Genomic DNA, 25,288 nt, shown 5'->3' with positions numbered 1-25,288 from the left:
TCCGCACTCCCGCCCCACCGGAGGTTCCCGTGTACACCGTCTTCGGCCGCAGAACCCGCGCCCTGCCCCGCGCCCTCGCCGCCACCACCGTCACGGCCGGGCTGCTGCTCGTGGCCGCCTGCACGTCGAGCGACGACGGCGGCAGCAAGACCGCCGCCGGCGGGGTCGAGCTGGTCAAGTCAGGACAGCTCACCACGTGCACCCACCTGCCGTACCCGCCGTTCCAGTCGGAGATCGACGGCAAGGTGCAGGGCTTCGACGTGTCCCTGATCGACCTCGTGGCCACGGACCTGGGAGTGAAGCAGAAGATCCTCGACACGCCCTTCGAGAACTTCAAGACCGGCGCCTTCCTCAACTCCGGCGAGTGCGACCTGGCCGCGGCCGGCATGACCATCACCGCGGAGCGCAAGAAGAACGTCGACTTCTCCGACCCGTACTTCGACGCCACCCAGGCCCTCCTGGTCGGCAAGGACAGCGGCATCACCTCGCTCGCCGACGCCAAGGCCAAGAAGGTCAAGCTGGGCGCCCAGGCGCAGACCACCGGCGAGGACTACGCCAAGAGCCAGGGCTTCGACCCGGTCTCCTTCGAGTCCTCCGACGCCGTCCTCAACGGCCTGCGCACCGGCCAGGTCAAGGCCGTCATCATCGACTACCCGGTGGTCCAGGGCTGGCTGAAGGACAAGGCCAACGCGGCCGCCTTCGAGCTCGCCGGCAACATCAACACCGGTGAGCAGTACGGATTCACGGTCAAGAAGGGCAACACCAAGCTCCTCGCCGCCGTCAACAAGGCGATCAAGGACGCGAAGGCCGACGGGACGTACAAGAAGCTGTACGAGAAGTGGATCGGCCCCTACGACGAGTCGGCCGCGTCTCCCTCCGCCTCATGACCGCGACCGACGCACAACTCCAGCCCCGGAAAAAGGGTCTGACCCGACGTCAGAAGCGCAGCCTGTCGCGGGGCGTCCAGTACGTCGTCTTCGTCGCCGCCGTGGTCGCCTTCGCGGTCGGCGCCGACTGGGGGCGGCTGAAGAACCAGTTCGCGCAGTGGAGCATCGCCAAGCAGATGTTCCCGGACGTCATCACCATGGCGCTGAAGAACACCGTGCTGTACACGGTGTCCGGCTTCGTCGTGGGCCTGGCGCTCGGCATGCTGATCGCCCTGATGCGCCTGTCGTCGGTGGGCCCGTACCGCTGGCTGGCGGGCATCTACATCGAGATCTTCCGCGGCCTGCCCGCCCTGCTGATCTTCATCTTCATCGGGGTGGCCGTCCCGCTGGCCTTCCCCGGCACGGAGATCGTCGGCGGCACGTACGGCAAGGTGGCCCTGGCACTCGGTCTGGTCGCCGCCGCCTACATGGCAGAGACGATCCGCGCGGGCATCCAGGCGGTCCCCAAGGGGCAGATGGAGGCGGCCCGTTCCCTGGGCTTCTCACCGGCCCGCGCGATGATCTCGATCATCATCCCGCAGGCGTTCCGCATCATCCTCCCGCCGCTGACCAACGAACTCGTCCTCCTCTTCAAGGACTCCTCGCTGGTCCTGTTCCTCGGCGTCACCCTGGAGGAGCGCGAACTGTCCAAGTACGGCCGCGACCTGGCCAGTACGACCGCCAACTCCACGCCGATCCTGGTCGCCGGCCTGTGCTACCTGCTGGTGACCATCCCGCTCGGCTTCGTCGTGCGCCGTATGGAGGCGAAGGCCCAGGAGGCCGTGAAATGAGCCGACCCGAGATCGAGGTGAAGGGCCTGCACAAGTCCTTCGGCGACAACGAGGTGCTGCGCGGCATCGACCTGGAGATCGGCCAGGGCGAGGTCGTCTGCGTCATCGGCCCCTCCGGCTCCGGCAAGTCGACACTGCTGCGCTGCGTGAACCTCCTCGAAGAGCCCACCAAGGGCCAGGTCTTCGTCGGCGGCACCGAACTCACCGACCCCGATGTCGACATCGACGCCGTACGCCGCCGTATCGGCATGGTCTTCCAGCAGTTCAACCTCTTCCCGCACCTCACGGTGACCGAGAACCTCACGCTGCCGCAGCGCAGGGTGCTGCGCCGGGACAAGGCCGCGGCGGCGAAGGTGGCCGCCGAGAACCTGGAACGTGTGGGCCTGTCCGAGAAGGCGGACGCCTACCCCGCCTCCCTCTCCGGCGGCCAGCAGCAGCGGGTGGCGATCGCCCGCTCCCTGTCGATGGGCCCCGAGGTGATGCTCTTCGACGAGCCGACCTCGGCGCTCGACCCGGAGCTGGTCGGGGACGTCCTCGCGGTCATGCGGATGCTCGCGCAGGAGGGCATGACGATGATGGTCGTCACCCACGAGATGACGTTCGCCCGCGAGGTCGCCGACCGGGTGGTCTTCATGGACGGCGGGGTGATCGTCGAGGACGGCACCCCGGCCCAGGTCATCGGCAACCCGCGGCAGGAGCGCACCCGGCACTTCCTCTCCCGGCTGCTGGACCCGGCGATGGCGGAGGTGGAGGAGGACAGGTCCTGAGGGGCCGGGTCGGATTGTCGGTGCCCTGTGGGACGGTGCGGACATGACCGAGATCAGGGACTGGACCGAGGACACAGGAGTAGTCGTCGACGGCGATCTCACCGTCGAGGGCGACATCCTCGACGTGGACGACGGTTGCCCGGCGAGTTCGAGCCGGCCCTGACAGGCGGCACGCTGCACGGCCGGGTCCTCGCGCCCGGCCACCTCGACCTGGCCCAGGACGTCGACCCGGCCTCGGTCCTCGTCCCCGAGGTGCTCCGCGCGGACGGCGAGGAGTGCCCGCGCGGCTTCGACGCCCCGCGGGTGCACGGAGGCCGGCTGCTGAGCCGTATCGAGGCTGGACTGCCCGTCGTCCTAGGCTGAGGCCCATGAGCGATCGCACGGTGCTGCACGTGAAGGGCAGGGTCCTGACCGGGCCCGACGAGGTCCGGGACGAACTCTGGGTCGTCGGCGGACGGATCTCCTACGACCGTCCCGCCGGCGCCAAAGACGTCCGTACCGTCGACGGCTGGACCCTCCCCGGCCTGGTCGACGCCCACTGCCACGTCGGCCTCGGCCCGCACGGCCCCGTCGACCAGGACGTCGCCGAGAAGCAGGCCCTCACCGACCGGGACGCCGGCACCCTGCTCATCCGGGACGCCGGCTCGCCGTCGGACACCCGCTGGGTCGACGACCGCGAGGACCTCCCGAAGATCGTCCGGGCCGGCCGTCACATCGCCCGCACCCGCCGCTACATGCGCGGCTACGCGCACGAGATCGAACCGGAGGACCTCGTCGCGTACGTCGCCCAGGAGGCGACCCGCGGCGACGGCTGGGTCAAGCTCGTCGGCGACTGGATCGACCGCGACCTCGGCGACCTCGCCCCCAGCTGGCCGCGCCAAGCGGTCGAGGCGGCGATCGCGGAGGCACACCGGCTCGGCGCCCGCGTCACCGCCCACTGCTTCGCCGAGAGCTCCCTGCGGGACCTGGTCGAGGCCGGCATCGACTGCATCGAGCACGCGACCGGCCTCACCGACGACCTGATCCCGCTGTTCGCCGAGCGCGGCGTCGCCATCGTCCCGACCCTCGTGAACATCGCGACCTTCCCGCAGCTCGCGGCGGGCGGCGAGGCCAGGTTCCCGCAGTGGTCGGCGCACATGCGGCGCCTGTACGAGCGCCGCTACGACACCGTGCGGGGCGCCTACGACGCCGGCATCCCGGTGTACGTCGGCACCGACGCCGGCGGCCACCTCGCCCACGGCCTGGTGGCCGGCGAGGTCGCCGAGCTGGTCGCCGCCGGCATCCCCGCCGTGGAAGCCCTGTCGGCGACGACATGGGGCGCGCGGAAGTGGCTCGGGCGGCCGGGCCTTGAGGAGGGCGCGCCGGCCGACCTGATCGTGTACGCGGACGATCCCCGTACCGACGTACGGGTGTTGGCGGCGCCGCGACGGGTAGTGCTCAACGGACGGGTCGTCGGCTAGCCGACGCCATGCACACCGGCCTGTGCGCCGTTGCGGCGCCGCCTATGGGGCAGGCGGTGATATCGCGGCGAATGAGTGGAACAGCCGTGCCGGGTGATTCGAAAACGTTCACGTAGAACGCACGATGGGGTGAACTGGCGCTGGAACGCCATCAGTTCACCCCTCGTACGCAATTCTTGTCGGGTCCCGAGCAAGTCTCCTCTGAGGGGTCCCCACCTTGAACGGCAAGAACTTCCGTATGCCCGCACGCCGTCTCGCCACCGTCGCGACGGCCACGGCCCTGGCCGCCGGTCCCGCGGTCCTGGCCGCGGCGGGCACCGCGCACGCGACGACCGACCAGGGTCGCGCGAGCGCCGTCGTGCTGCGCACCGGGCTCGACGTGTCGCTGCTCAACAAGACCGTGAACGTCCCGCTCACGGTCTCGCTCAACCAGGTCGAGGCGCCGCAGAGCGCCGAGAAGACCGCGCTCACCGCCAAGTTGGACGGCGTGGACGGCGGGCAGCCCTTCAGCGTGCTGGACGCGGAGGTGGCGACGGCGAAGGCCACCGCCACCGCCGCCAAGGCCGAGGGCTACACCAACCTCGCCCACGCCAAGCTGCACGTCCCCGGCCTGCCGCTGCTGTCCCTGATCGAGGTCGACCAGGTCACCGCCAAGGCGACCTGCGAGGCCGGCAAGGAGCCGGTCGCCACCTCGAACCTGCTCGGCTCGGTCACCGCGCTGGGCAAGAAGGTCACCCTGACGGCCGGCGGCACCACGGACGTCAAGGTGCCGGGGGTGGGAGAGGTCCGCCTCGACCTCTCCAAGACGGAGAAGACCTCCCGCACGGCGGCCGCGACCGCCCTGGAACTCAAGGTCTCCGTCAACCCGTTGAAGCTCAACGTGGCCGAGGTCGAGGGCACGGTCACGCTCGCGAAGGCGACCTGCGAGGCGCCGAAGACGGCGGCAGCGACGACGCCGACCCCGAGCAAGGATCCGGCGGCGGGCTCCGACAGCGGTTCCGGCTCCGGTTCCGGTGACGTCAAGGCGCAGGGCGCCGCGGGTGACGAGGCGAACCTCGCCGAGACCGGCGGCAGTTCGATGACGCCGTACATCGCGGGCGGCGCGATCGCGCTGGTCGTGGCGGGCGGGGGAGCGGTGGCGCTGGCGCGGCGCGGCCGGAGCTGAACATGTGTAGGGGCCAATGGAATGTCACATACCATTGGCCCCACCTCGCCGCGGTGTGTCCCGTTCCGTTGGCCCCACCTCACCGTGGCACGTGCCATGCCCTACGCCCCACCTCACCGCCCCGCGAGCGTCACCGCCTGGTCCAGCGCCTGCAGGAACCCGTTCACCGTCACCCGGTCCCGCACCGCGAGCCGTAGCCACTCCTCGCCCAGCCCCGGGAAGGTGTCGCCGCGGCGCACGGCGTAGCCGAGGTCGCGCAGGTGGCGGCGGACGGCGACCGCCCGTGGCAGCCGTATCAGCACGAACGGTCCCTCCGCCGCCTCCACCACCCGCAGCCCGTCCGGCGCGAACTCGCTGAGCCCTGCGACCAGATGGGCCCGGTCCGCGGCGATGCGGTGCGCCGCGTGGGCCGCCTCCGCCAGCGCCTGCGGGCCGACGCACGCCTCGGCGGCGGCCAGCGCGGGCGTGGAGACCGGCCACAGCGGCTGGGCGCGCTCCAGCTCCGCGATGGTCTCCGGCGCGGCGAGCACGTACCCGATCCGCAGCCCGGCCAGCCCCCAGGTCTTGGTGAGGCTGCGCAGCACGACAAGGCCGGGCACGTCGGTCCGCCCGGCCAGCGCCTCCCGCTCACCCGGCACCGCGTCCATGAACGCCTCGTCCACGACCAACGTCCGCCCGGGCCGGGCGAGTCGGGCGATCGCGTCGGCCGGATGCAGGACGGACGTCGGATTGGTCGGGTTGCCGATCACCACCAGGTCCGCGTCCTCCGGGACGGCCGCCGGGTCCAGCCGGAAGCCGTCCTCCTCGCGCAGCAGCACCCGGTCGACGGTGTGCCCCGCGTCCCGCAGCGCCGCCTCCGGCTCGGTGAACTGCGGGTGCACCACGACCGGTTGACGCACCTTCAGCGCACGCGCGAGCAGCACGAACGCCTCCGCCGCACCCGCCGTCAGCAAAACCCGCTCCACCGGCACCCCGTGCCGAGCCGCCACCGCCGCCCGAGCGGCCCGCCCGTCCGGATAGGCGGCCAGCCCGCCGAGCGACCCGGCGATCCGCTCCCGCAACCAGGCCGGCGGCGTGTCCGCACGTACGTTCACGGCCAGATCGACGAGCGCGGAACCGTCGTCCCGCACCTCGGCGTCCCCGTGATGCCGCAGATCGTGCCCGGCGGAGCCCTCCGTGGCCTTCTCAGTGCGCATGGGCGTGTCCGCCGTGGTGGTGCCCGTGGTGGTGATGGTGGCCGTCGTCGTCCGGGTGGAAGTGCGGCTGCTGCGGCAGACCGACCTTGTCCTCGAACCCGGGCAGCGCGATCCGGTACACACACGAGTCGCAGTTCATCCGCAGATCGCCCTTGACCGCCTCCGCGTACCGCTCCATCACCAGATCGAGCAGCTCGGGCTCCGGCCCGATCACCTCCGCGGACCGCACCTCGACCTCCGGATGCGCGGCCGCCCACCCCTCGGTCTGCTGCTTCACCCGGTCCGGCAGGATGCCGGTGAACAGGAAGTAGGGGAGTACGACGATCCGCCGCGCCCCCAGCTTCACGCACCGGTCGAGACCGCTCGGCACGTCCGGCGCCGCGAGCGACACGAACGCCGTCTCCACGCCCGCGTACCCGCGCCCCTCCCACAGCAGCCGCGCGGCCTTGTGCACCTCGGCGTTGGCGTCGGGGTCGGTCGACCCGCGCCCGACCAGCAGCACGGTCACGTCGGCCCGGTCCTCCGGCGTACGGCCGCCGCCGCCCAGCGCCTCGTCCAGCCGCCGCTCCAGCACCGCGAGCAGCGACGGGTGCGGGCCCAGCGGGCGCCCGTAGGTGTACGAGATCCCCGGGTGCCGTTCCTTCTCGCGGGCCAGGGCCGCCGGGATGTCCCCCTTGGCGTGCCCGGCGGACACCAGCATCAGCGGTACGGCCGCGAACCGCCGTACACCCCGTTCCACCAGGTCGGCGACCGCGTCGCCCAGCGGCGGCGGCGACAGCTCGATGAAGCCGCCCGCGACGGGCAGTTCGGGGTGGCGGCGGCCCAGCTCCCGTACGAAGTCGCGGAACGCCTCGGCTCCGGCCTCGTCCCGGGTGCCGTGGCCGGCGATGAGCAGGGCGGGCGGCGGGGTGGTCACGATTTCTCCTCAGGCACGGAAGCAGGTTGGTACAGCAGGGCGTTGAGCGCGGCGGAGGCGACCGCCGAACCGCCCTTCTCGGACACGTTGCTCACGGCGGGCAGCCCGCTCTCGCGCAACGCGGCCTTGGACTCGACCGCACCGACGAAGCCGACGGGCAGGCCGATGACGAGCGCCGGGGCGGCGTCGAGCGTCAGCAACTCCTCCAGCGCGGTGGGGGCGTTGCCGATGACCCAGAGAGCGCCCGGGCCGACCTGCTCGTAGGCGAGCCGGATCGCCCGCGCCGAACGGGTCAGCCCCGCCTCGGCCTCGGCGTCCCGGAGCCGGCAGACGGTCTCGCGCCGGGTGATCCCGGCGGCCACCATCTCGACGTCCACGACGACGGGGGCGCCGGAGTGCAGCGCCGCGTGCGCCTTCTCCAACTCGCCCTCGTCCATGACGAGATCGGCCGCGTAGTCGAGGTCGGCGGCGGAGTGGACCACTCGCTCGACGACGGCCCGGGTCAGGGGCGGGAGGTGCGAGGTGTCCAGGCGGGCGCGCATGCGCCGGTAGGACTCCACCTCGATCGGGTGGACGACTCGGTTCACTGGGTGCCCTCCTGCCAGCGGTAGCCGCGCGGTGTCACCATGCGGCCCGCGATCTCGCGGGTCGCCGTGTTGCCCACGGTCACCACCGTCATCATGTCGACCGTCGCCGGGTCCAGCGAGGCCAACGTCGTCAGCCGACTGGACTCGTCCGACCGCGACGCGTTCCGCACGACCCCGACCGGTGTGGCCGGCTCCCGGTGCTCGCCCAGGATCGCGAGCGCCTTGGGCAGCTGCCAGTCGCGGCCCCGGGAACGGGGGTTGTAGAAGGTGACCACGATGTCCGCCTCGGCCGCCGCCCGCACCCGCCGCTCGATGACCTCCCACGGCGTGTGCAGGTCGGAGAGGCTGATGGACACGTGGTCGTGCCCGAGCGGCGCTCCGAGGATCGCCCCGGCCGCGAGCGCGGCGGTGACCCCGGGCACCCCGATCACGTCGATGTCGTCGGACGCCTCGGCGAGCGCGGGGGAGGCCATGGCGTACACGCCGGCGTCCCCGCTCCCGATCAGCGCGACGGCCTGCCCCTTCCGGGCCTCGGCGACAGCGGTCCGCGCCCGCTCCTCCTCCGCGCCGAGCCCGGACTCCAGGATCAGCGTGCCGGGACGCAGCAGATCGCGGATCTGGTCGACGTACTGATCGAGCCCGACGAGCACGGAGGCGCGCCGAAGTTCGGCCGTGGCCCGCGGAGTCACCAGGTCCCGCGCGCCGGGCCCGAGCCCGACGACCGCGAGCCGCCCACGCGCGGGGCGTCGTACCACCGCACAGGTCGCCATCGAGGCATGCCCGTCGGCCCGTGCCGACTTCCGCTTGGGGACGAGGAGTTCACCGCCTCGTACGAGTGCGGAGGCCTCGGCGACGGAGGGGGTTCCCACGGCGGCGAGCGGCGCGTCGGAGGGGTTCGGCACCTCGACCTTCGCCAACTCCTCGGCGGAGTACGTGACAAGGGGTACCCCGAGCCGGTCGGCGGCTTCGACGATCCCGGGTTCGCCGGCCTTGGCGTCGACGGTGGCGAGCTCGGCGAGGGACTTCGGCGACAGCCCGGCATCACGCAGGGCATCCTCGACCAGCTCCAGCACTTCGTCGACGGGCGCACCCTTGGAGGCACCCACGCCGACGACGAGGGACGGGGGCCGGAGGACGACCTCGTGCGGGGCGGGCTCGACGAGACGGTCCGACACACGGATCACATACGAACCTTCGGTGGATACCCGGAGCGGCGGCAGCGGCCAGGCCAACTCCGCATCGAGAGCCACCGGTTCACCGTCGAGCAGAGCCCGCGAGACCCCGGCGACATCCCCCTCCACCGGCATCCCGAGCGTGTCGAGGCCCGGCACCCCCACCGCATCCGTGGCCGTGGTCACCACCGGAGTCGCCCCCAGCAACTCCCCGACCTCACCGGCGAGTTCATTGGCCCCGCCCCCGTGCCCACCGACCAGCGACACGGCGAACCGCCCGCCCTCGTCGACGCACACCACACCCGGGTCGGTCGCCTTGTCACCCAGCAGTGGTGCCACGAGCCGCACCACCGCCCCGGTGGCCAGGAAGCACACGAGCTGCTCGCACTCCGCGAACGCGGCCCGTACGGCGTCCCCCACGGGACCCTCGTACACACGCGTCCGCTCCGGCCACGCCGCGGCCAGCCGGTCGCGCGCAGCCGCTCCCGCCGCGGTGGCGGAAATGAGGCCGATCACTGAGCAACTCCTTCTTGAGGGACGGGGGTTCGGTTCCCCCACAGCAGAAAAACGGGATTGGTCGCGGCCAGCCGCATCACATCACCCGGCAACGGCGCGAGCCGCGAGGACTGCAACAGCACGCCGTCACACGAGAACCCGGCCCCGACGAGCGCCTCACGCGCCGCCGGCACACGATCCAGCGCGGCCATGGCCACGACGACCGTCCGCCGGGCCCGCCGCGCACAGGCGGTGACGACGGCAGGCAGCTCGCGCCCACCGCCGCCGACGAACACGGCGTCGGGGTCGGGCAGTCGGGGCAGCACATCGAGCGCCGAGCCGTGCACGGCGTCCACGTACACGTCGTGCGCGCGGGCGTTGGCGGCGATCCGCTCCACCGCGTCCACTGCCTTCTCCACGGCGACGACGGCGGCTCCGAAGCGTGCGCACTCCACGGCCACGGAACCGGACCCCGCGCCGACGTCCCACACCAGCTCGCCGAGCCGCGGCCCGAGCCTGGCCAGCGCGAGGGCCCGTACCTCGGACTTGGTGATCATCGAGTCGCGGTGGGTGAACGCGTCCTCCTCCAGGGCCCATTGAGCGGGCCCGGTGGCCGGTCCGGCGACCGTACGCACTCCGCCGAGCGCGCGGGACTCGTCGAGACACAGCACGACACTCACGGCGGATCCCCAGTCCCGGGCGGCGGCTTCGGAGGGGGTGACCCGCTCGACACGCTCATCGCCGGTCCCCAAGCCGGAAGCGACCACGAGAACGCGCCCAAGGGGCGCGGGGCCGTATCGATCCGCGGCTCCGCCGCCGGGCGCGTCCGGCCACGACGGCTCCGCAGCCGCCCTACCACCCAACGCGGCACCGATCTCCGCAGCCGCCCGACCAGCCAACGCGGCACCGATCTCCGCAGGACCCGCCCCCGGCCCCGTGAGCACCGCCACCTTCGGCCGGGCCCGGCACACGTTCACGGCCGTCCGCAGATCCCGTCCATGCGCACTCACCACCACCGCGTCGTCCCACGGCAGCCCGGCCCGCGCGAAGGCGGCGGCCACGGACGACACTCCCGCCCGTACGTCCAGCCGCTCCGCCCCGAACCGTTCGGCCAGCACTCGCACGATCCCGAAGAACCCCGGATCGCCCGAGGCCAGCACCACGACCCGGCAGTCCTTCTCCAGATGCCGTTCGATGACGTCCAGCGCCGGCGCCAACGGCCCGAGCACGACCTGCTCGGCGTCCGCCGGCACCGGGGCGGACTCCAGATGCCGTCTGCCGCCCACGACGAGCCGGGCCCCGGCCAGCACCCCGTCGGGAAGCGGCGCCCCCGTCCCCGTACCGACGACCGTGATCAGGCCACTCACGTACTGGCCCCTCGCTCACGCAGCGCCCGACGGGCCTCGGGGTCGGCCTTGCGGAACCCGTGGAAGTGGCCGGGGTGGTACAGGTGCGAGCGCGTGCCCTCGGCGTCGAGCGCCGGGCCGACCAGGAAGAGGGTGTGCTTCCAGAGCTTGTGCTCCTTGACCGTCTCCTCCAGCGTCCCGATCGTGCACCGCACGACCAGTTCCTCCGGCCAGGTCGCCTGGTAGGCGACGACGACCGGCGTGGACGTCGGATAGCCGCCCTCCAGCAGCTCCCGCACCAGCTGTCCGCTGCGGGCCGCGGACAGGAAGATCGCCATGGTGGTGCCGTGCTTGGCGAACTCCCGCACCTCCTCGCCCGGTGGCATCGGCGTCTTGCCGCCGCCGAGCCGGGTGAGGACCACGGACTGCGCGACCTCGGGGATGGTCAGCTCGCGCTGCGCGAGCGCGGCGACGGCCGAGAAGGCGGAGACGCCCGGCACGACCTCTGTCGTGATCCCGATCCCCGCACACCGGTCGAGCTGCTCCTGCGTACCGCCCCACAGGGCGGGGTCGCCGGAGTGGATGCGAGCGACCCGCAGCCCTTCCTCCCGCGCCCGCTCGTACACGGCCACCACGTCCTCCAGCGACATCGTCGCCGAGTCGAGGATCTCCGCACCCTCGCGCGCGTGTTCGAGAACCTCGGCCTGGACCAGGCTCGCCGCCCAGATCACGACATCGGCCTCGGCGATGGCGCGCGCCGCACGGAACGTCAGCAGGTCGGCGGCGCCGGGGCCGGCGCCGACGAAGGTCACCTTGCCGGTGGGGGCGCCGGTCGAGACAGCGGCAGCGGCATCGGCATCGGCCATGGAATTCGGTCCCTTCATGAACAACCAGTACAAAAGGTCTTACGGGTGCTGTCGCCGCGGCCGCCCGATGTGCGCGAACGACGGTTGATCGGATAACAAAGCCCCATGGCGGTCTTCGTCGCGCTCGGCGCGTTCCTGATGACGCTGGCCGGCGGCTGGACGGCACAGCGGGTGACCGACCGTCGCCATCTGGTCCTGGGACTGGCCGGTGGCCTGATGCTGGGCGTGGTCGGCCTGGATCTGCTGCCGGAGGCGCTGAAGGCGGCCGGCCAGGAGGTCTTCGGCGTACCCGCGGCCCTGCTGCTGTTCGTGGCCGGCTTCCTCCTCGCCCACCTGGTCGAACGGCTCCTGGCCACCCGCCAGGCCGCGCACGGCGGCGAGGAGACCGAGGCCGACGGCCGGGCGCCCGAGGTGGGCCTGACGGCCGCGGCCGCGATGGTCGGCCACAGCGCCATGGACGGCGTGGCGATCGGCGCCGCCTTCCAGGTCGGCGGCGGCATGGGGACGGCGGTGGCACTGGCCGTGGTCGCCCACGACTTCGCGGACGGCTTCAACACGTACACGATCACGAGCCTGTACGGGAACGCCCGCCGCAGGGCGCTGGCCATGCTGTTCGCGGACGCCGCGGCCCCGGTCGTCGGCGCCGCGTCGACCGCGTTCGTCACCATCCCGGAGGGCCTGCTCGGCGGCTATCTCGGCCTCTTCGGCGGCGTGCTCCTCTACCTCGCCGCGGCGGAGATCCTCCCCGAGGCCCACCACGAACACCCCGCCCGCTCGACCGTGCTGTGCACGGTCGCCGGCGCGGCCTTCATCTGGCTGGTCGTCGGGATCGCCGGCTGACCTCCGGCCGGTCACAACTTGCCACCCCGCCCGCCGTCGCGCCGCGCGGGCGCGATGAGCGTGGAGAGGTACGGCAGCGGGGTGCCGTCCAGCTCGGCGGCGGGCCGGATGGACTCGGCGTCGAGCCCGAGCGCCGACCCCCACACCGCGTCGTCGATCCGCCCGGTCTCCCGCAGCGCCTCGGCGACCTCACCGGCCTGCCGCCCGAACTTGTACGCGACGACCGTGCCGGGCCCGGCGAGCGCGTCCTTGAGCACGGCGGCGCCCGCGGTGACGGGCACGAGCGTGAGCGGCTCGGTCCCCTCGGTCAGTACGGCACCCGACCGCGCCGCCAGATCCTGCATGGCGGTGATCCCGGGCACGGTCTCGACGACGGTCCCCGGCACCAGCTCGGCGATGGTCTGCGCGAGATAGGTGAAGGTGGAGTACACGTTGGGATCCCCGATGGTGGCGAAGGCAACGACCCCGCGCTCCCGCAACAGCTCGGCGACCCGCGCCCCGGCCGCGTCCCAGGCAGCCTCGCGCCGCCCTCGGTCACTGCGCTCGTTCAACGCGAACACGACACGGACGACCTTCTCCGCACCCACGTAGTGCAGCACGGTGGCCTCGGCCCGCCCCCGCTCCCCGCCATCTTTTCCATCAGACGCAGCCATCACGGGCACGACGACGACATCGGCGGCACGCAGGGCGTTGACGCCCTTGACGGTCACCAGCTCCGGATCGCCGGGCCCGACGCCGACCCCGATCAACGTACTGCTGTTGCTGCTCATGACGTCCGGCACCTCTCCACGAACCGATGGGCGACACCGGGCTCGGCCGCCCAGTGCGTGTGCAGATAACTCGCGTGCACACCTTTTTCCACGAAACCTTCGACCCGCCGGTCAGGGGCGCGCATCCCCCAGGCGGGAGCCGCCCCCGCGCCGGGTTCGACAACGGTCCGATGAAACTCGTGCCCCCGCATCCGGGTCCCGGCGGCGGCAAGCACGCTGTCACTCACGGCAACGGCATCCCGATAACCGAGCGTGAGCCGCTCACTCATCCGCCCCACGGCATCGAGGACCCCGCACATGGGCTGCCCGTCGAGCTCCCGGCAGAGGTAGAGCAGCCCGGCACATTCGGCGGCGACGGGAGCGCCGGTCTCGGCGAGCGCGGCGACGGCTTTGCGCAGGGGTTCATTGGCGGACAGCTGGGCGGCGTAGACCTCGGGAAACCCGCCGCCGATGACCAACCCCTGTGTCCCATCGGGCAGTTGCTCATCCCGGAGAGGATCGAAGGTGACGACCTCGGCACCGGCGGCGGTGAGCAGCTCGGCGTGCTCGGCATAGGAAAACGTGAACGCTTCCCCGCCGGCAACGGCAACTGTGGGCCCTCGCTTCTCAGCCAACCGAGACGGGTGGTCGTGGGTCGGCAACTCGGGGGTCCAGGGGGCCGAGCCCCCTGGTACGTCCCCGGCAGCACGCGCGAGCGCCTCCAAAGCACCCAAGTCGCAACCCCGAGACACCTGCGCAGCCATCGCCGAGACCGCCTCCAACGCCTCCCCTTGCCGCTCGGCAACCGGCACGAGCCCCAGGTGCCGAGAAGGTGTATCCACCTGGGGCACCCGCCGCAACACCCCCAGAACAGGCACCCCCACCTGCTCCAACGCCTCCCGCAACAACTCCTCATGCCGATCAGAGGCGACCTTGTTGAGGATCACGCCCCCGACCCACACCTCCGGATCCCACGACACGAACCCATGCACCAACGCGGCCACCGACCGCGACTGCGACGAGGCGTCCACGACCAACACCACCGGCGCCCGCAGCAACTTCGCCACATGCGCGGTGGACGCCAGTTCCCCCAACCCCGCGGCCCCGTCGTAAAGCCCCATCACACCCTCGACGACGGCGATGTCGCACCCCCGCGCCCCATGCGCGAACAGCGGCCCGATCAACTCCGCCCCGCACAGATACGCGTCGAGATTCCGCCCCACCCGCCCGGTCGCGAGCGCGTGATACCCGGGATCGATGTAGTCCGGCCCCACCTTGTGCGGAGACACGACGAGCCCCCGCGCGGCGAACGCGGCCATCAGCCCCGTGGCAACGGTGGTCTTGCCGCTGCCGGAGGCCGGCGCGGCAATGACCAACCGGGGTACGGCACTCACCACTCGATGCCCCTCTGCCCCTTCTGGCCGGCATCCATCGGGTGCTTGACCTTGGACATGTCGGTCACGAGGTCGGCGAAGTCGACGAGCTTCTCGGGAGCGTTCCGCCCGGTGATGACCACATGCTGCGTCCCCGGCCGGTTCCGCAGCACATCCACCACCTCGTCCGTGTCCACCCATCCCCAGTGCATCGGATACGCGAACTCGTCCAGCACGTACAGCTGGTACGTCTCGGCAGCAAGGTCCCGCTTGACCTGCTCCCAGCCCTCCCGGGCCTTCTCCTCGTTGTCCATCTGGGCGTCCCGCTGAACCCAGGACCACCCCTCGCCCATCTTGTGCCAGTCGACGGACCCGCCCTCGCCGGAGGCGCCGAGCACGCGCAGCGCGTTCTCCTCGCCGACCTTCCACTTCGCCGACTTGACGAACTGGAACACCCCGATCGGCCACCCCTGGTTCCAGGCCCGCAGCGCGAGCCCGAAGGCGGCGGTGGACTTGCCCTTCCCGATCCCGGTGTGCACGACGACCAGCGGCCGATTCCGCCGCTGACGGGTCGTCAAACCGTCGTCCGGTACGACACTTGGCTGCCCCTGCGGCATTACGCGGCCCTCCTCGAAGTCCCCTGCACATCCCTGACCAGCCCGGCGATCGAGTCCGCCCGCAACTCGTCCAGCGTCACCGCCGTACCCCCGAGCTCTCCCGCGAGCTGCCCGGCCAGCCCCAGCCGCACCGGCCCCGACTCGCAGTCCACGACCACCGAGGCGACCCCCTCGGCCGCGAACAGCCGAGCCGCCCGCCCGGCCAGCGCGACCGGTTCGGGCCCACCGGTGGCACGGCCGTCCGTCACCACGACCACCAGCGCCCGCCGCGCCGGATCCCGCAGCCGCTCCACCCGCAACACGTCGTGCGCCTTGAGCAGCCCGGCCGCGAGCGGCGTACGCCCACCGGTCGGCAACGACTCAAGCCGTACGGCCGCCGCGTCCACGGACGAGGTCGGCGGCAGCGCCACATCGGCGGCGGCCCCCCGAAACGTCACCAGCCCCACCTTGTCCCGCCGCTGATAGGCGTCCAGGAGCAGCGACAGGACCGCCCCCTTCACGGCACTCATCCGCTGCCGAGCCGCCATCGACCCGGACGCGTCGACCACGAACAGCACGAGATTCCCCTCGCGCCCCTCCCGGGTCGCCTGCCGCAGATCGTCCCGCCGCACGACCAGCCCCCGCCCGGACCGCCCGCGCGCAAGCTGATGCGGCGCGGCGGCCTGCACGGTCGCCGCCAAGTGCAGCTTGGTCAGTGCCCCTTGAGGCCGCCGGGCCCCGGTCGTCCGCCCGTGCTCGGTCCGCGCCCGCGAACGCCGCCCGGCCGCACCCTCCCCGAGCCCGGGCACGCTCAGCACCTTCGTCCGGAACGGCTCGGCGGCCCGTACGGCGGACTGCTCGCCCGCCCCGGCCCCGGCGACCTGCGGCTCACCACCGTCCCCGGCCTCGGGCCGCGCCCCCGTCTCCCCGTCCTGCGGCCCCGCGTCGGGCGACGGCTGCCCGCCGCCCCCGCCCGGTCCGCCGCCGTCGGGATCCGGATCGTCGTCGCCCTCCGCGAACTCCTCCAGCGTCTCGTCGAGCTTGTCCTCGTCGAGCCCGGGCGCGTCGAAGGGGTTGCGCCGCCTGCGGTGCGGCAGCGCGAGCAGCGCCGCCTGCCGTACGTCCTCGGCGAGTACGTCGGTCCGCCCGGCCCAGGCCGCCAGCGCGGTCGCCGTACGCGCCATCACGATGTCGGCCCGCATGCCGTCCACCTCGAAGGCGGCACAGGTCGCCGCGATCTGCCGCAGCGCCCCGTCGCCCAGCCGCACCGACGGCAGCAACTCCCGTGCCGCGACGATCCGTTGACGTACCGCCGTCTCCTCGTCCGCCCAACGCGCCGCGAAACCCGCCGGATCGTCGTCATAGGCGAGCCGCCGCCGTACGACCTCCACCCGCTGGTCGGGCTCGCGGGAGGCCGCGACCTCGACCGTCAGGCCGAACCGGTCGAGCAACTGCGGCCGCAGCTCGCCCTCTTCGGGGTTCATGGTGCCGACGAGCAGGAAGCGGGCGGCATGCCGGACCGACACACCCTCGCGCTCCACATAGGACGCGCCCATCGCCGCCGCGTCCAGGAGAAGGTCGACGAGGTGGTCGTGGAGGAGGTTGACCTCGTCGACGTAGAGGATCCCGCGGTGCGCGTCGGCGAGCAGGCCCGGCTCGAAGGCCTTCACGCCCTCGGCCAGCGCGCGCTCGATGTCGAGGGCGCCGACCAGCCGGTCCTCGGAGGCGCCGACCGGCAGTTCGACCATCCGCGCCGGGCGCGTCTCGAACGCCCCCGGCTCGTGCGGGCCGTCCGGGCAGGCCGGGTCGGGGGAGTCGGGGTCGCAGGAGAAACGGCAGCCGGAGACGACGTCCAGCTGCGGCATCAATGCCGAAAGGGCGCGTACCGCCGTCGACTTGGCGGTGCCCTTCTCGCCGCGCACCAGCACCCCGCCGACCGCCGGGGACACGGCGTTCAGCAGCAGCGCGAGCCGCAGGTCGTCCTGGCCGACGACGGCCGTGAAGGGGAAGGGGGTGGTCACTGGTCGTCGCCCTCCAAGTCGCCTTCCAACTCCAGGTAGGTGGCCCGCAGTTGCTCCAGAGTGTCCGCGTCCGGCTCGGCCCACAGCCCGCGCTCGGCGGCCTCCAGGAGCCGCTCCGTGATCCCGCGCAGCGCCCACGGGTTGGACTTCTTCATGAACTCCCGGTTCTCCGGGGCGAAGACGTACTCGGCGCTGAGCTTCTCGTACATCCAGTCGTCCACGACCCCGGCCGTGGCGTCGTACCCGAAGAGGTAGTCGACGGTCGCCGCCATCTCGAAGGCGCCCTTGTAGCCGTGCCGCCGCATGGCCGCCATCCAGCGCGGGTTGACCACCCGAGCACGGAACACGCGGTGCGTCTCCTCGCCGAGCGTCCGCGTCTTCACCTGGTCGGGAGTCGCCGAGTCGCCGACGTACGCCTCCGGGCTCGCGCCCGTCAGATGCCGGACCATGGCGACCATGCCGCCGTGGTACTGGAAGTAGTCGTCGGCGTCGACGAGATCGTGCTCACGGGTGTCGACGTTCTTGGCGGCCACGGCGATTCGCCTGAACGCCGTCTCCATGTCCCCGCGCGCCGCCCGCCCGTCGAGCCCGCGCCCGTACGCGTAACCGCCCCACACCGCGTACACCTCGGCGAGGTCGGCGTCGGAGCGCCAGTTGCGGGCGTCGATCAGCGGCAGCAGACCGGCGCCGTACGCACCCGGCTTGGAGCCGAAGACACGGGCGGTCGCGCGCCGCCGGTCCCCGTGCTCGGCGGTGTCCGCGTCGGCGTGCGCCTTCACGAAGTTACGGTCGGCGGGCTCGTCCAGCTCGGCGACCTTGCGCACGGCGTCGTCGATCAGCCCGACCACGTGCGGGAACGCGTCCCGGAAGAACCCGGAGATCCGGACGGTGACGTCGATGCGCGGTCGCCCGAGCTCGGCCAACGGCACGACCTCGAAGCCGGTCACCCGGCGCGAGGCGTCGTCCCACACCGGCCGGCAGCCGAGCAGCGCCAGGATCTCGGCGATGTCGTCGCCCTGCGTCCGCATGGCCGACGTACCCCACACCGTCAGGCCGACGGACTTCGGGTACTCGCCGGTGTCCTGGAGGTACCGCTGCACGAGCGAGTCCGCGAGGGACTGCCCGACCTCCCAACTCAGCCTGGACGGAATCGCCTTGGGGTCGACCGAGTAGAAGTTCCGGCCGGTCGGCAGGACGTTGACCAGCCCACGCGTCGGTGATCCGGACGGACCCGCCGGGACGTAACCGCCGTCAAGCGCCTTGAGGATGTGGCCGATCTCGTCCGTCGTCCTCGCCAGCCGCGGCACGACCTCGTCGCACGCGAATTCCAACACCGCGACGGCGTCCGGGAGTTCGAAGCCGAGGACCTCGGAGACGAGCGCACGGCTCTCGGCGGTTGCCCAGCCCCGCGCCTCCATCCCCTCCGCGAACCGCCGGCACAGCTGCTCCAGCAGGTCGATCGCGTCGGCGGCCGTACGGGACGGGCCCTCGACGAGGTCCGTCAGCTCGACCGGGACCTTCACCCCGGCACCCGGCTCGGCGAGCAACTCCTTCTCGACCAGCCCGAAATGAGCGGCCAGCGCGGCCCGCAGCCCCGGCAGTGCGTTCGCCTGACCGCCCCACACCTGCGAGGCACGCAGCACGGCGAGTACCAGGTTCACCCGCGGCTCACCGACCGGCCCGCCGCCGAGAATGTGCAGCCCGTCGCGGATCTGCACGTCCTTGATCTCGCACAGATAGCCGTCGATGTGCATCACGAACTCGTCGAAGTCGCCGTCGTCCGGCTGCTCGGCGACATGCAGGTCGTGGTGCAGCTCGGCCGCCTTGACCAGCGTCCAGATCTGCGCCCGCACGGCCGGCGCCTTGGTCGGGTCGAGGTCGGAGACGAGCGCGTACTCGTCGAGCAGCTGCTCCAGCTTGGCCAGGTCGCCGTACGTGTCGGCACGGGCCATCGGCGGCACGAGGTGGTCGACGACCGTGGCGTGCCCGCGCCGCTTGGCCTGGGTGCCCTCGCCGGGGTCGTTGACGATGAAGGGGTAGATGAGGGGGAGTTCACCGAGGACGGCGTCCGGCGCGCAACCACCACTCAGCCCAAGTCCCTTGCCCGGCAGCCATTCCATCGTGCCGTGCTTGCCCATGTGCACGATGGCGTCGGCCCCAAAGGAATTCTCCAGCCACCGGTAGGCCGCCATGTAGTGGTGCGAGGGCGGCATGTCGGGGTCGTGGTAGATCGCGATCGGGTTCTCGCCGAAGCCGCGCGGCGGCTGGATCATCACGACGACGTTCCCGAACCGGAGAGACGCGAGGACGATGTCGTCCCCGTCGACGTAGAGGTTGCCCGGTGGCTCGCCCCACGCTTCCAGCATTCCGTCCCTCAGCTCCGGGTCGAGCTTGTCGAACCACGCCCGGTAGTCCGCGAGGGGCACCCGCGCGGGCGCGGCGGCCAGCTGGTCCTCGGTCAGCCACTCGACGTCATGACCGCCGGCCTCGATGAGCCGGTGGATCAACTCGTCGCCGTTGTCGGGGTATTCGGTGAGCGAGTACCCGGCGGCGCGGAGCGAGTCCAGGACCCGTACCGCCGAAGCGGGCGTGTCGAGACCGACCGCGTTCCCGACCCGCGAGTGCTTCGTCGGGTACGCCGTGAAGACGAGCGCCAGCTTCTTGTCGGCGTTCGCCTTGTGCTTCAACCGGGCGTGCCGTACGGCGATCCCGGCGACCCGCGCGGCCCGCTCGGGGTCGGCGACGTACACCGGAACCTCGTCAGGGCCCTGCTCCTTGAAGGAGAAGGGCACGGTGATGAGGCGCCCGTCGAACTCCGGGATCGCGACCTGCATCGCCGCGTCCATGGGGGACAGTGCCGCGTCCGACTCGTCCCAGGCCGCCCGGGACGACGTAAGGCAAAGTCCTTGCAGGACAGGGACGTCGAGGTCGGCGAGGGCCCCGATGTCCCAGGCCTCCTCGTCACCGCCGGCCGAGGCCTGCGAGGCGTGGGTGCCGCCGGCGGCCAGGATGGTGGCGACCAGGGAGTCGGCCTCGGCGAGGATCTCGTACAGCCCCGCGTCCGCGCCGCGCAGCGAACCGCAGTACACGGGAAGGGCGTTGGAGCCACGGGCCTCGATCGCGTCGCACAGGGTGTCGACGAAAGCGGTGTTGCCGCTGAGCTCATGGGCCCGGTAGAAGAGCACGCCCACGGTCGGGCGGCCGTCGACCCTTTCGTACGAGCCGTGGACGCCGTACTCCGGCATCTTCCGCGGCTCGACGAACCCCTCACCCGTCAGCAGCACGGTGTCGGAGAGGAACCGCGCGAGCTCGGTGAGGTTCTCGGGCCCGCCCTCGACGAGGTACCGCAGCGCCTCCGCGACGACACCGGCCGGCACCGACGACTCGGCCATCAACTCCGCGTCGGGGACGGCCTCTCCACCGAGCAGCACCGTGGGGATCCCGGACGCCTTCAGCGCGGCCAGCCCGTCCTCCCAGGCCCGCTTGCCGCCGAGCAGCCGTACGACGGCGAGGTCGGCGCCGTCGAGGAGACCGGGCAGCTCCTCGGTCACGTCCACCCGGGTCGGGTTGCCGATCCGGTAGTCGGCACCGGCTGCGGCCCTGGCCGCCAGCAGGTCCGTGTCGGCGGTCGACAACAACAGCACTGTGCTCATGCGGGCGCTCCCGGTGGAATGAAAGGCAGTCCTTGCGGCGCGCCCGACTCGATGAGCCGCCACAGCGCGTCCGTGTCCGCGTGTTCTTCGATCAGGTCGCCGAGCCGCTCGAGCTGCTCCTCGCGCAGCGCGGCGAACGAGGTGTCGGGGGCCGGCACGAAACGACGGCCCGCGGCGGCCGCCACCTCCCGCAGGAACGCCCGCCGGAACCCGTCCGACTCCAGCGAACCGTGCCAGTGGGTACCCCAGGTCTGCCCGACCCGGCAGCCGTCCAAAAAGGCGCCCCCGCCCGTGACTTCGGCGACCCCGTGATGGATCTCGTACCCCTCGACCCGCTCGCCGAGGGCCTCGCCCACCGGCCGGGTGAGCGTCTTCTCGCGCGCGAACCGCACGCGCACGGGCAGCACCCCGAGCCCGTCCACGGCCCCCTTGCGGCTCTCGACCTCGTCCTCGATGTGCTCCCCGAGGATCTGGAAGCCACCGCAGACGCCGAGGATCGGCCGCTGCTCGGCGGCCCTGCGGACCAGGGCCTCGGCAAGCCCCCGCTCCCGCAGCCACTCCAGGGCCTTGACCGTCCCCCGGGTCCCCGGAATGACGACGAGGTCGGCGTCGGAGAGCTCCTCCGGCCGGTCCACGAACCGCACCACGACACCCGGTTCGGCGGCGAGCGCGTCCACGTCGGTGAAGTTGGACATCAGCGGGATGGCACAGACGGCGACCCGCAGTACGTCCTCGCCGAGGGGCGGAGCCGTGTTCGACTCCCGGACCGTCCCCCGCAGGGACACCCGCAGCCCGTCCTCCTCGTCGATCCCCAGCCCGTGCCGGAACGGAAGCACCCCGTACGTCCGCCGCCCGGTGAGCCCGTGCAGCATGTCGAGCCCCGGCTCCAGCAGCGAGACATCCCCTCGGAACTTGTTGACGAGGAACCCCGCGACGAGCCGCTGGTCCTCGTCCGACAGCAGCGCGACGGTCCCGAAGAAGGAGGCGAAGACGCCCCCGCGGTCGATGTCGCCGACGACGAGCACGGGCAGCCCGGCGTTCCGGGCGATCCCCATGTTCACGATGTCCGTCCGCCGCAGGTTGATCTCGGCCGGACTGCCCGCCCCCTCACAGATCACCGCGTCATAAGTGCCCCGCAACTCGGCGAGGCACTCCAGCACGGTCCCGAGCAGCTGCTGCTGCCGCCCCCCGTGATACCCGCGGGCGCTCAGCTCCCCCACGGGCTTCCCCATGAGCACGACCTGACTGCTCTGCTCGCTCCCGGGCTTCAGCAGCACGGGATTCATCAGCGCGGTCGGCTCGACCCGGCAGGCCTGCGCCTGCATGGCCTGCGCCCGCCCGATCTCCGCACCCTCGCGCGTCACGAACGAATTGAGGGACATGTTCTGCGCCTTGAAGGGCGCGACCTTGACCCCCTGCCGCACCAGCCACCGGCAGATCCCGGCGGTGACCACACTCTTGCCGGCGTCGGAGGTGGTACCGGCGACGAGCAGCCCCCCGCTCATTTCGTACGTCCCTTCACCAGCAGCCGCGCGGCGACACCGACGCCGAGCGCGAGGAGACCGACGCGCCGGGACAGCCGTACCGCCCGCTCGATGTCCTGTACGGCGACGGCGCGCCCCGGCGTGTTCAGCACGGGCCGGTGCTCGACCCGCCCGCCGTACGACAGCGTCCCGCCGAGCCGCACGCCGAGCGCCCCCGCGAAGGAGGCCTCCACGGGTCCGGCGTTGGGGCTCGGATGCTTTCCGGCGTCGGTACGCCAGGCACGTACCGCTCCGCGCGGATCGCCCCCGGCGACGGTCGCGAGCGCGGCGGTGAGCCGGGCACCGGGCCACCCAACGACGTCGTCGAGCCGGGCCGAAGCCCACCCGTACCGCCGGTACTTGGCCGACTTGTGCCCGACCATGGCGTCCAGCGTGTTCACGGCCCGGAACCCGAGAAGCCCCGGCACCCCGCCGACGGCCCCCCACACCAGCGCCCCGACGACGGCATCGGAGGTGTTCTCGGCAACGGACTCGACGACGGCTCGGGCGATCCCGTCGGCGTCCAGCGCCTGCGGATCCCGCCCGCAGAGATGCGGCAGCCGGGCCCGGGCACCCTCGACGTCCCCGGCATCGAGGGACTTGCCGATCCCGCGGGCCTCCCGCGCGAGCGAGGTCCCCCCGACAACGGCCCAGGTGGCGGCGGCGGTCAGTGCGACGGAAGCGGCACGGGACGGTCGTACGACTCGCTCCGCGACGGCACCGAGCCCGACCGTCCCCCCTGCACACACGGCGATGTGCAGCGCGCCCCACCCGCGGTGGTCCCGCCACAACACCCGTTCCACGGCGCCCGCGGCCCGCCCGAAGACGGCGACCGGATGCCCGCGGCGCGGATCGCCGAGCAGGTGGTCACCGAGAAGTCCGGCGGCGGCGCCGTACGCGAAGACGCGATCGGCACGCATCGGCTCAGCCGGCCGTGGGGTGGGGCAGTGCTCGGGCGTTGACGCTCAACAGGCAGCCGCGCATGGCGATATGTCCTCACTCAGGGTGTCCACGCCCTGGTTCGACGAGACCGGCGGTGGGAGTTCCTGGCTCCCGGGGCTACCTACCCCGGTGACAGTGGCGGGACCGCGCCGGACTCGCACCGGCTTCCTCCCTTGCCGCCGTAAATGGCTCCGGCAGTCCACCACGCCCCCGAACGGCAGTCAACTTGCCGTTGACCTGCGGTGGGGGAGTGTGCTGAGGCCCACAGCGCACATGACTGCGCCCCCTGGCGTGGATGCGGTCAGGGGGCGCCGTGCGCAGGTGAGTTGTGGGGTGGCCTCAGGCCACGATCAGTGAGATCCCGTACGCCACCGCCGCCGCGCACGCCGCGAAGCAGACGTACGCGCCGGTGACCGCGAGGGGCGCCGAGCCGCCCTCGGCGGTGGCCCGCTCGCGGCGGGACAGGCCCATGATGCCGAGGGTGAACAGGGCCACGAGGCCCACGGTGACCACGAGGCTGACGCCGAAGACGGAGCCGAGCGCTTCCCAGTCGATCTTCATGGTGAGGGTTCCTTCTACCGGGGTGCGGGGCTCAGACGGCGGCCGGCGGGGTGGCCGGCTCGGTCGTGGTGGGGGCCGGGGCGGCCGGCGCGGGCGCGGGGATCGTGGCCGTCAGGCCCTCGGTCACCGTGCCCGCCGGCGGCGGCGTCACGGCGGCGATCGCCGTGGTGACCACGCCGGCCGGCTCGTCCGCGTCGTTGACGTTCGACGCGTCGACGACCTCGCGGCGGGAGAGCTTCCAGATCGCGGCGCCGGAGGCGACGAGGAAGACGGCGACGACCGCCGTGCCCCAGTCGCCGAGGTCGGTGACCGACTCGGCGAGCGCGCCCACCAGGGCGGCGGCCGGCAGCGTCAGGGCCCACGCCACGAACATCCGGGTCGCCGTGGACCAGCGGACCACCCCGCCCTTGCGGCCCAGGCCCGCGCCCATCACCGAACCGGAGACCGAGTGCGTGGTGGAGAGGGACAAGCCGAGGTGCGAGGAGGCCAGGATGACCGTCGCCGCGCTGGTCTGGGCGGCGAAGCCCTGCTGCGGCTGGAGCTCGGTCAGGCCCTTGCCCATCGTGCGGATGATGCGCCAGCCGCCGAGGTAGGTGCCGAGCGCGATGGCCAGGCCCGCGGAGAGGATGACCCAGGTGGGCGGGTCCGAGTCGGGGGCGACGGCACCGCCGGCGACCAGGGCGAGGGTGATGATGCCCATCGTCTTCTGCGCGTCGTTGGTGCCGTGGGCCAGCGAGACCAGGCCGGCCGAGGCGATCTGGCCCGCCCGGTAGCCCTTCGCGGCGGCCTTGCCGTCGGCCTTCTTGCCGAGGGTGTAGGAGAGCCGGGTCGCGAGCATCGCGGCGACGCCCGCCACCACCGGGGCCGCGATCGCCGGGATCAGGACCTTGGTGACCAGCGCGTCACCGTGCACCGCGCCCAGGCCGGCCGAGGCGATGGTGGCGCCGATCAGACCGCCCATGAGGGCGTGCGAGGAGCTGGAGGGCAGGCCCACCAGCCAGGTCAGCAGGTTCCAGAGGATCGCGCCCACCAGGGCGGCGAAGATGACCTCGGGACGTATGCCGGTCTCGTCGACGAGACCCTTGGAGATCGTGTTGGCGACCTCCACGGAGAGGAAGGCACCCACAAGGTTGAGGACGGCGGACATGGCCACCGCGACCTTGGGCTTGAGCGCACCGGTCGAGATGGTCGTGGCCATCGCGTTGGCGGTGTCGTGGAAACCGTTCGTGAAATCAAACGCGAGTGCGGTGATCACCACAATCGCGAGGATCAGCGAGAAGTTTTCCATTTACCCAGGCAATCGTTCGAGGTCATTGGTCGTACGAACGTACGTAACCTGGGTA

General features: G+C 72.1%; 22 protein-coding genes and 1 riboswitch. Of the genes, 7 read left to right on the top strand and 15 right to left on the bottom strand.

The window, feature by feature from the left end:
* Window positions 1–29 precede the first annotated feature (29 nt).
* From ACQEWB_RS11345 to ACQEWB_RS11320, 6 genes are all read left to right on the top strand, one after another.
* Window positions 30–887: a transporter substrate-binding domain-containing protein gene (locus tag ACQEWB_RS11345; RefSeq protein WP_432829700.1), complete on the top strand. Its 858-nt coding sequence runs from the start codon at window positions 30–32 to the stop codon at window positions 885–887.
* Window positions 884–1,717: an amino acid ABC transporter permease gene (locus ACQEWB_RS11340; RefSeq protein ID WP_432829699.1), complete on the top strand. Its 834-nt coding sequence runs from the start codon at window positions 884–886 to the stop codon at window positions 1,715–1,717. Before ACQEWB_RS11345 ends, ACQEWB_RS11340 begins: the two co-directional genes overlap by 4 nt.
* Window positions 1,714–2,484: an amino acid ABC transporter ATP-binding protein gene (locus ACQEWB_RS11335; RefSeq protein ID WP_432829698.1), complete on the top strand. Its 771-nt coding sequence runs from the start codon at window positions 1,714–1,716 to the stop codon at window positions 2,482–2,484. The genes ACQEWB_RS11340 and ACQEWB_RS11335 overlap by 4 nt, the downstream gene beginning before the upstream one ends.
* A 135-nt stretch (window positions 2,485–2,619) precedes the next feature.
* Window positions 2,620–2,847, top strand: a complete 228-nt coding sequence (locus ACQEWB_RS11330) for a hypothetical protein (protein WP_432829696.1) — start codon at window positions 2,620–2,622, stop codon at window positions 2,845–2,847.
* A 5-nt stretch (window positions 2,848–2,852) separates the two neighbouring features.
* Window positions 2,853–3,944, top strand: a complete 1,092-nt coding sequence (locus ACQEWB_RS11325; RefSeq protein ID WP_432829694.1) for an amidohydrolase family protein — start codon at window positions 2,853–2,855, stop codon at window positions 3,942–3,944.
* 217 nt (window positions 3,945–4,161) lie between these two features.
* Window positions 4,162–5,109, top strand: a complete 948-nt coding sequence (locus ACQEWB_RS11320; protein ID WP_432829692.1) for an SCO1860 family LAETG-anchored protein — start codon at window positions 4,162–4,164, stop codon at window positions 5,107–5,109.
* A 113-nt stretch (window positions 5,110–5,222) separates the two neighbouring features.
* Here ACQEWB_RS11320 and cobC read toward each other — a convergent pair whose 3' ends face one another.
* From cobC to cobM, 6 genes are read right to left on the bottom strand one after another with little or no spacing between them, the layout of a single operon-like run.
* Window positions 5,223–6,305: an Rv2231c family pyridoxal phosphate-dependent protein CobC gene (gene cobC, locus ACQEWB_RS11315; protein WP_432829690.1), complete on the bottom strand. Its 1,083-nt coding sequence runs from the start codon at window positions 6,303–6,305 to the stop codon at window positions 5,223–5,225.
* The gene (locus ACQEWB_RS11310; RefSeq protein ID WP_432829688.1) at window positions 6,295–7,221 is read right to left on the bottom strand and encodes a sirohydrochlorin chelatase; all 927 of its coding nucleotides are present in this window, start codon (window positions 7,219–7,221) and stop codon (window positions 6,295–6,297) included. The genes cobC and ACQEWB_RS11310 overlap by 11 nt, the downstream gene beginning before the upstream one ends.
* A complete protein-coding gene (locus ACQEWB_RS11305) occupies window positions 7,218–7,808 on the bottom strand; it encodes a precorrin-8X methylmutase (protein ID WP_432829686.1) in 591 nt (196 codons plus the stop codon). The genes ACQEWB_RS11310 and ACQEWB_RS11305 overlap by 4 nt, the downstream gene beginning before the upstream one ends.
* Complete coding sequence (cobJ, locus tag ACQEWB_RS11300; protein ID WP_432829684.1) at window positions 7,805–9,496, bottom strand: precorrin-3B C(17)-methyltransferase; 1,692 nt, start codon at window positions 9,494–9,496, stop codon at window positions 7,805–7,807. The genes ACQEWB_RS11305 and cobJ overlap by 4 nt, the downstream gene beginning before the upstream one ends.
* On the bottom strand, window positions 9,493–10,833 hold the full coding sequence (cbiE, locus tag ACQEWB_RS11295; protein WP_432843752.1) for a precorrin-6y C5,15-methyltransferase (decarboxylating) subunit CbiE: 1,341 nt from the start codon (window positions 10,831–10,833) through the stop codon (window positions 9,493–9,495). Before cbiE ends, cobJ begins: the two co-directional genes overlap by 4 nt.
* Window positions 10,834–10,838: 5 nt before the next feature.
* On the bottom strand, window positions 10,839–11,687 hold the full coding sequence (gene cobM, locus ACQEWB_RS11290) for a precorrin-4 C(11)-methyltransferase (protein WP_432829682.1): 849 nt from the start codon (window positions 11,685–11,687) through the stop codon (window positions 10,839–10,841).
* Between the two features lie 105 nt (window positions 11,688–11,792).
* Between cobM and ACQEWB_RS11285 the strand changes: the two genes are divergently transcribed.
* Window positions 11,793–12,527, top strand: a complete 735-nt coding sequence (locus ACQEWB_RS11285) for a ZIP family metal transporter (RefSeq protein WP_432829680.1) — start codon at window positions 11,793–11,795, stop codon at window positions 12,525–12,527.
* A gap of 11 nt (window positions 12,528–12,538) precedes the next feature.
* Here ACQEWB_RS11285 and cobI read toward each other — a convergent pair whose 3' ends face one another.
* The 9 genes from cobI to ACQEWB_RS11240 all read right to left on the bottom strand — a co-directional run bounded on the left by cobI (window position 12,539) and on the right by ACQEWB_RS11240 (window position 25,233).
* The gene (gene cobI, locus ACQEWB_RS11280; protein WP_432829678.1) at window positions 12,539–13,309 is read right to left on the bottom strand and encodes a precorrin-2 C(20)-methyltransferase; all 771 of its coding nucleotides are present in this window, start codon (window positions 13,307–13,309) and stop codon (window positions 12,539–12,541) included.
* Window positions 13,294–14,673, bottom strand: coding sequence for a cobyrinate a,c-diamide synthase (locus ACQEWB_RS11275; RefSeq protein WP_432829676.1), 1,380 nt, complete (start codon window positions 14,671–14,673; stop codon window positions 13,294–13,296). Before ACQEWB_RS11275 ends, cobI begins: the two co-directional genes overlap by 16 nt.
* Window positions 14,667–15,266, bottom strand: coding sequence for a cob(I)yrinic acid a,c-diamide adenosyltransferase (cobO, locus tag ACQEWB_RS11270; RefSeq protein WP_432829674.1), 600 nt, complete (start codon window positions 15,264–15,266; stop codon window positions 14,667–14,669). The genes ACQEWB_RS11275 and cobO overlap by 7 nt, the downstream gene beginning before the upstream one ends.
* A complete protein-coding gene (locus tag ACQEWB_RS11265; RefSeq protein WP_432829672.1) occupies window positions 15,266–17,266 on the bottom strand; it encodes a putative cobaltochelatase in 2,001 nt (666 codons plus the stop codon). The genes cobO and ACQEWB_RS11265 overlap by 1 nt, the downstream gene beginning before the upstream one ends.
* The gene (gene cobN / locus ACQEWB_RS11260) at window positions 17,263–20,919 is read right to left on the bottom strand and encodes a cobaltochelatase subunit CobN (protein ID WP_432829670.1); all 3,657 of its coding nucleotides are present in this window, start codon (window positions 20,917–20,919) and stop codon (window positions 17,263–17,265) included. Before cobN ends, ACQEWB_RS11265 begins: the two co-directional genes overlap by 4 nt.
* Window positions 20,916–22,424, bottom strand: a complete 1,509-nt coding sequence (locus tag ACQEWB_RS11255) for a cobyric acid synthase (protein ID WP_432829668.1) — start codon at window positions 22,422–22,424, stop codon at window positions 20,916–20,918. Before ACQEWB_RS11255 ends, cobN begins: the two co-directional genes overlap by 4 nt.
* Window positions 22,421–23,362, bottom strand: a complete 942-nt coding sequence (locus ACQEWB_RS11250) for a cobalamin biosynthesis protein (RefSeq protein WP_432829666.1) — start codon at window positions 23,360–23,362, stop codon at window positions 22,421–22,423. The genes ACQEWB_RS11255 and ACQEWB_RS11250 overlap by 4 nt, the downstream gene beginning before the upstream one ends.
* 101 nt (window positions 23,363–23,463) lie before the next feature.
* Window positions 23,464–23,603: riboswitch (cobalamin riboswitch) on the bottom strand.
* A 120-nt stretch (window positions 23,604–23,723) separates the two neighbouring features.
* The gene (locus tag ACQEWB_RS11245; RefSeq protein WP_432829664.1) at window positions 23,724–23,945 is read right to left on the bottom strand and encodes a hypothetical protein; all 222 of its coding nucleotides are present in this window, start codon (window positions 23,943–23,945) and stop codon (window positions 23,724–23,726) included.
* Window positions 23,946–23,976: 31 nt separating this feature from the next.
* Window positions 23,977–25,233: an anion permease gene (locus ACQEWB_RS11240; RefSeq protein ID WP_432829662.1), complete on the bottom strand. Its 1,257-nt coding sequence runs from the start codon at window positions 25,231–25,233 to the stop codon at window positions 23,977–23,979.
* Between the last annotated feature and the right edge of the window lie 55 nt (window positions 25,234–25,288).

Source organism: Streptomyces sp. CA-249302 (assembly GCF_050936785.1).
GTDB lineage: Bacteria > Actinomycetota > Actinomycetes > Streptomycetales > Streptomycetaceae > Streptomyces.
The sequence above is the reverse complement of the archived record's forward strand: the minus strand, read 5'-3'. Positions and strand labels throughout refer to the sequence as shown.